The organism is Marinococcus tarijensis (genome assembly GCF_054971385.1).
Window position 1 is genome coordinate 73,158 of the sequence record NZ_JBQOJA010000015.1, and the last position, 6,292, is coordinate 79,449.

At 50.4% G+C, this 6,292-nt stretch carries 7 protein-coding genes; 4 read left to right on the forward strand and 3 right to left on the reverse strand.

The features are described 5' to 3' along the window. Window positions 1-25 precede the first annotated feature (25 nt). Entirely contained in the window at window positions 26-970 is a 945-nt protein-coding gene (locus ACTTK7_RS10205) for a DMT family transporter (protein WP_462867910.1), read from the reverse strand. Between the two features lie 133 nt (window positions 971-1,103). Here ACTTK7_RS10205 and ACTTK7_RS10210 point away from each other — a divergent pair, with 133 nt between their 5' ends. Together ACTTK7_RS10210 and ACTTK7_RS10215 are read left to right on the forward strand one after the other, a co-directional pair. Then, on the forward strand, window positions 1,104-2,114 hold the full coding sequence (locus ACTTK7_RS10210; RefSeq protein ID WP_462867912.1) for a S66 family peptidase: 1,011 nt from the start codon (window positions 1,104-1,106) through the stop codon (window positions 2,112-2,114). Between the two features lie 14 nt (window positions 2,115-2,128). Further along, window positions 2,129-2,665: a GNAT family N-acetyltransferase gene (locus ACTTK7_RS10215; protein WP_462867914.1), complete on the forward strand. Its 537-nt coding sequence runs from the start codon at window positions 2,129-2,131 to the stop codon at window positions 2,663-2,665. Between the two features lie 29 nt (window positions 2,666-2,694). Here the strand turns inward: ACTTK7_RS10215 and ACTTK7_RS10220 are convergent, their stop codons facing one another. Beyond that, window positions 2,695-3,057 carry a VOC family protein gene (locus ACTTK7_RS10220; RefSeq protein WP_462867916.1) on the reverse strand — a complete coding sequence of 121 codons (363 nt, stop codon included), beginning with the start codon at window positions 3,055-3,057 and terminating at the stop codon, window positions 2,695-2,697. 142 nt (window positions 3,058-3,199) lie between these two features. Here ACTTK7_RS10220 and ACTTK7_RS10225 point away from each other — a divergent pair, with 142 nt between their 5' ends. Next, window positions 3,200-3,817, forward strand: coding sequence for a flavin reductase family protein (locus ACTTK7_RS10225; protein WP_462867917.1), 618 nt, complete (start codon window positions 3,200-3,202; stop codon window positions 3,815-3,817). 47 nt (window positions 3,818-3,864) lie between these two features. Here ACTTK7_RS10225 and ACTTK7_RS10230 read toward each other — a convergent pair whose 3' ends face one another. After that, window positions 3,865-4,896, reverse strand: coding sequence for an LLM class flavin-dependent oxidoreductase (locus tag ACTTK7_RS10230; RefSeq protein ID WP_462867919.1), 1,032 nt, complete (start codon window positions 4,894-4,896; stop codon window positions 3,865-3,867). Window positions 4,897-5,056: 160 nt separating this feature from the next. On the opposite strand from ACTTK7_RS10230, the gene ACTTK7_RS10235 reads away from it, so the two are divergent. Continuing rightward, a complete protein-coding gene (locus tag ACTTK7_RS10235; RefSeq protein WP_462867921.1) occupies window positions 5,057-6,076 on the forward strand; it encodes a hypothetical protein in 1,020 nt (339 codons plus the stop codon). Window positions 6,077-6,292 lie beyond the last annotated feature (216 nt).

Genomic DNA, 6,292 nt, shown 5'->3' on the forward strand with positions numbered 1-6,292 from the left:
TTCACCTGGAAACAGGCGGAGCTTCTTATATATCTGCAGTTTTCATTTTCCTCGCTGCCAAAGCGGCGCGGAGGCTGTGAAGAATCATGCCCGCGAGCACGAGCGCAATGCCGGAGAACGTCAAGGCCGAAGGTGCTGCCGTATGAAGCAGAAGCATTTCGCCGATAAGGGCAAACAGCACTTCCCCGGACTGAGTCGCTTCGACGCCGGCTAATTTGGCAGTATCGTTTTTCACCAGCTCCGTAGCATAAAAAAACAGGACAGTGGCAATGATTCCGGAGGAAACAGCAACGATGAAGGACTGGGAAATCTGAGACCTGCCGGGAAGTCCGTGTACGGAAGCTCCATACAATGCTAAAATAATCCAAAAGGGCATGCTCGCAATAGTCATGCCAAGCACCCGCTGGAAAGTAGTGAGCCCGTTTCCGGCGACGTGCATCATTTTCCGGTTGCCAAGCGGATAGGCAAAGGCAGCCAGCAGCAGGGGAAGAACACAGAGCCAGACATTCAGTAGCGGAACAGCTGAAGCATGTTCAGCCTGCATAATAAACACTCCCGCAAGAATCACTAAAGAGATTAGTACGCTCTGGAGCGGGATGCGCTGCTTAGATCCGGATGTTTTATGTAAAAAAGGCACAAGCAGCGACCCGGCAATGATAGTAATTTGAAAAGTGGCGGCGACAAGCCAGCCAGGACCGTAGACGGTGGAAAAGGCGATGGGTGCGTAAAAGAGGCCAAAACCGACTGTGCTCCAAAGAAGCCACTCTGAAGGACGGGCGCGGAGATGATGGAAAACGGGGCGAAGCCGTTTCTGTGCTCCGACGATTAAGATAAGCATGGGCAGCATAAAAAAATAACGAAGCGACGCACTCCAGGCCCAGTGGCCGCCGGAAAGCTCCATCGAACGGTTCAAAACAAACGTGACAGAAAAAAAAAGGGCTGCTGTAAGGCCCAGCAAAATAGCTTTCATTTATGAGGACCACCTTCGATACAATATTTGGTTATTGTATCACAGCTAAAAATTTTTCCCAATATTCTGTTGAATAAAAATGGCGGGACACCGTGCTTATGCAAAAAAATCAGGTAAAGAAAGCAGGTGGAGTATGAAGTACCCTGAAGCTCTAAAAAAGGGAGATACAATTTATGTAACAGCGCCGTCGAGCGGAGTACCTGCGTCTTTACACGGGGTGCTTCAGCAGGCGGTGAAAAAAGTCGAAACGAGAGGCTTTCATGTCCGGGTCGGAGAAACGGCTTGGTGGCAGCAGAAGGCAGCAAGTGCCGACCGTTTTCAAAGAGCCGAGGAGCTGATGATGGCACTGGCAGACCCGGAGGTGCAAGTAGTGATGCCTCCGTGGGGAGGAGAGAGAATCGTAGATATTCTGCCCCTGCTGGAATGGGAATGGCTGCGTGACCTGCCGCCCACCTGGATTCTCGGCTATTCTGATACGAGTACACTTGCCTTTGCCTACACGATGATGACAGGAACGGCTTCGGCCCATGGCACGAATTTGTTTGATCTGGCTGCGCCTATTTGGGACGACGTGACAAAAAAATGGGAGCGGGCTTTAAAAGCTCCGCTGGGCGAAGCCATCTACCAGCACTCAAGCTCGTATTATCAATCGTCCTGGGAGAAGGCATTTGAGCAGCCAGGCTCAGGATTTGTGCTGGATAAGCGGACGGTGTGGAAGCATCTTGGAGGGGCGAATACGGATGAATTGAGCGGGCGTCTTCTTGGCGGGTGCCTGAATACGCTGCCGCGTCTTGTCGGCACCCCGCTGGACCGCGTACAGGAGTGGCGTTCAGAAAAAGTTATTTGGTACCTGGAGTCCACAGGCATGGATGCAGCAGAAATTCATCGTGCCCTGTGGCAGCTGCAGCAGGCGGGCTGGCTGGATAACGCTTCCGGCTTACTTATAGGCCGGCCCGAAGGATACAATGAGACAGAAGGCTTTACCATGGAGGACAGTCTGAGGGAGCTGTTCGGGGGCCGCCTTCCTGTCTGGTATGACGCTGATATTGGGCACATGCCTCCACAATGGACGTTTATTAACGGAGCATTTGCCAATATCCGTTTTGACCGGGGCCAGGCCGAGATGACCATGAGAAAATCCTAGAAGGAGGAATCACTATGCAGCTAGAAAGCGGCCGGCTGCTTTTAAGGCCTTTTTCGGAAAAGGATGTAGAGGTGTTAGCAGAGCTTGCAAATAACTACCGTATTGCGAAAACAACCCTGGAGCTCCCATACCCCTATACAGAAGAAGATGCAAGGTGGTGGATCGGGCATCATCCAGGCTGGATGGAGGAAGGCTCCTGTTTCCCGTTTGCTGTTACTAAAAAAGATGAAGACGAATTAATGGGAAACATCACGGTGCGCGTGCAGCCTGAACACCGCCGCGGCGAGCTTGGGTACTGGCTCGGGGCGGACTACTGGGGGAACGGTTATATGAGTGAAGCAGCGGCGCTGATACGGGACTTCAGCTTCCGCACATTGAAGACGAACCGGCTGACAGCTCCTGTAATGAGTAAAAATCAGGCTTCGGCCGGAGTGTTAAAGCGAATCGGCATGCGTTATGAAGGCACTCTGCGCCAGGACGTCTGGAAATGGAGCTGCTACGAGGATGTAGATATGTACGGCATGACTGCTGATGACTGGAAGGATGCGTAAAATAAGCGCTGCCGATACGGCAGCGCTTGTCAGCTTTTTAACAGAAACACATTATCGTCTTCATCGCGAAAGCTTGCATAAGTAATTCCATTCATCTCTGTTGGTTCTTCGTCAAAAACAATATTCTGGGCTTTCATCCACTGGTAGGAGGCGTGCACATTGTCGCATTCAAAAACAATCGATGGCTTCAGCTCCTGCCAGTTCATAACGTAGGATTTAGGGTAGATAGCGAGTGCTGTTTCCGCCCCCGGGGCTGCTACCTCGAGCCGGTACGCGTTTGGCCCAAGCGGGTCTTCGCGCCGGACTTCAAATCCTATTTTTTCTGTCCAGAATTCTTTTGCCCGCTGCTGATCTTCTACATACACAGCCGTAGAGGCAATTTTTCCTATCATGTTTATACTCTCCTTTAGACGCACTGTTTTATTATATCAACTGCATGCAAAATTCCAAGGGAAATTATTTCCGGCAGTTCTTTTGAAATGAACTCCGACAGGGAATACGTATAAAATATTCGAAAAAAGGAGACTGTATACTATGCATGAACTGCATCCAGATGATCTGCCGGTAAAAGAAGTGTATAAGCTATTGACAGGCGCGGTCATCCCCCGCCCGATAGCCTTCGTCACCACGATGGCAGAAGACGAAACATTAAACGCAGCACCGTTCAGCTTTTTTAATGCGGTAAGTCCGGACCCGCCGGTGTTAATGATATCTATTACGAGAAAGGACGGGAAGCCAAAGGACAGTGCAAAAAATATTTTGGACCGCGAAGAATTGGTGATACACATAAGCGATGAAGGTATTGTAGAGGATTTAAACATTACAGCAGCCACGCTCCCGCCGGAGGAGAATGAACTCGAGCACACTGTTCTACATACGGTGCCAAGCAAAATGGTGGAAGTGCCCGGTATCGAAGAAGCAAATATCCGCTTTGAATGCCGGCTGCATAAGCACGTGCCGCTTCAAAACGCCGAAGGAAAAATTACTCAGGATGTTATATTTGCAGAAATTATATGTATCCATGTTTCCGAGGGAGTATATGACAGTGAACACAATTATATTCTTCCTGATAAGCTGAAGCCGGTCGCACGTCTGGCAGGAAATGATTATTCCAAGCTTGGGGAATTATTTACGCTTGAACGCCCGAAATAAAAAAGTCCGCGCCTGTTGCCGTAAAGCGAACAGACGCGGGCTTTTTATTAGATCGAAGCTGTAGTGGCAGTTGATTGTTTTTGTACTTCTTTGATGAGCTCATAGGAACGAAGGCGTTTGGACTGGTCGTATACACTGCCGCTGATCATAATTTCATGAACCGGGACGCTTGAAGAAAAATCTTCAAGCTGCTGACGTACGGATTCTGGTCCGCCCTGGATCGTGCCGGCGTCCCAGCGTGCCATCATCGCTTTTTCCTGGGACGTCCAGAGTGCGTCCATATCTTCTACCGGTGGCTGTATTTTCCCCGGACGATTGCGGATTAAGCTGAGAAACTGCTGTTTCATTGTAGTGCCAAGGTAGTCGGCTTCCTCATCTGTCTCTCCGGCGATTACATTGATACCGGTCATGGCATAGGGTTCATCGAGCACCTCAGACGGCTGGAACGAATCCAAATACAGCTGCAGGGCTGCTTTCATATTCTCTGCCGCAAAGTGGCCGGCGAAGGCATACGGAAGTCCAAGCTGTCCGGCAAGCTGGGCGCTGAATCCGCTGGATCCCAAAAGCCAGATTGGAATATCTAAACCTGCGCCCGGCACGGCTTTTACCTGCGGAGGGATGGCCATATTAGCTGGATCCTGGAAATATCTCTGCAGCTCTTCAAGACGGGCCGGAAAGTCTTCTCCGCTGTTTACATGACGGCGGAGGGCTGCAGCTGTCGTTTGATCTGTCCCCGGTGCCCGTCCGAGCCCTAGATCAATGCGTCCCGGGTACAGGCTTTCGAGTGTGCCGAACTGTTCAGCAATCGCAAGCGGGGCGTGGTTCGGAAGCATAATACCGCCCGAGCCGAGACGGATGCTTGACGTTCCTCCGGCAAGGTAGCTGAGTAATACAGAAGTAGCCGAGCTCGCGATTCCTTCCATGTTATGGTGCTCTGCCACCCATAAGCGGTTATAGCCGAGTTTTTCGGCATGCTGAGTCAGCTCGAGGCTTTTTGCAAATGAATCTCCCGCTGTTTCCCCTTCGTTTACCGGGGATAAATTTAATACTGAAAGCGGCATATCTTTAAATGCTGGCATGAAAATCTCTCCTTTATATGACACGTCCTGCTGGTAATTGAGTCATAAAAAATTATACGCCTCCTGCGTACTGTTATTCAAAAAAGGTGCTCAATACTGAAAAATTCTCTAGTATAATAAAGTCAACTGAGCTTTAAAGCCAGGGGGAGGGCGAAAATGCATGAATATTGTTTTATCCGGATTTGGGGCTGTGGGACAGGCAGCGGTCCGTGTATTGATGAATAAAGAAAAAGAGTGGAAGCGCACGCACGGGGTGCATATAAAAATTACCGCTGTGCTTGACCGAAGCGGGGCTGTAGTGCATAGCGGCGGGCTGGATCTAAAACAGCTGCTGGAAGTAAAAGAGGAAACCGGCCGTGTGGATGACGGCTCGCTGCCGCCAAGGAATGTAGACCAGCTGTGGGCGGACAGCCAGGCGGATATATTCATTGATGCAGCAGAAACAGATATATTAACCGGGGGATCGGGACTGCCGCTCATGCAGTCAGCGTTAAAGCATGGGGTGGATGTTGTCTGCGTCAGTAAAGGAGCGCTTGCCTATGCCTGGGATAATCTGCACGAGCTTGCTGAAGCTTCCGGAAGATCAATAAAATACAGCGGAGCGGCAGCCGCTGCCCTCCCGACTGTGGACACAGCCCTGTACAGCTTAGCAGGGGCGGAAATACATGCAATCGAAGGACTGCTGAACGGAACCAGCAACATGATTGCGACAAGGGTCGCAGCTGAAAATATTACGCTGCAGGAGGCGTGGAAAACAGCAAAAAAAGAAGGGAAAGCCGAGACAGACCCTTCTGAGGATATTGGGGGGAAAGATACAGCGCTAAAAATGTATTTTCTGACCAAAGCCTGCCTTGCGCCGGAAGTGAACTGGAAGAACGTCACAGTGCGCGGTCTGGATCAGCTCTCTGAGGCTGAATGGAAGCAGGCGGAGCAAGGGAAAACAAAGTGGAAACTAGTCGGGAAAGCGCACAAGACGGCAGAGGGAACCGTGGTTTCCGTTGAACCCAGGCTACTCACGAGGGAGCATCCTTTCTTCTGCGTTGACGGTGCGGAAAAGGCAGTGCTTTTTTCCACAGATACGATGGGAAGGGTCTTCGTTTCTGGGGGCGCGTCTTCCCCAACAGGAGCAGCGGCTGCAGCATGGAAAGACGTTATTCACCTTGCGCGTGAAAGATATTGAACGAAATTATTTTCTGCGCATGAAAATTTATAGAGCTTGCTGACACCGTATATAGAAAATTACTAATAAAAATAGTGGCTCAACACCAAAATATGTTCTTGACCCTTCAATACTGCACCCGCTTGTCGTTACACTCTAAAAGCAGGCGTTGTTTGTAACCCTCCGGGTTACGAGTGAAGTAATGGCGGCGCTGCAGCGCCTTGATTTTATTATTTT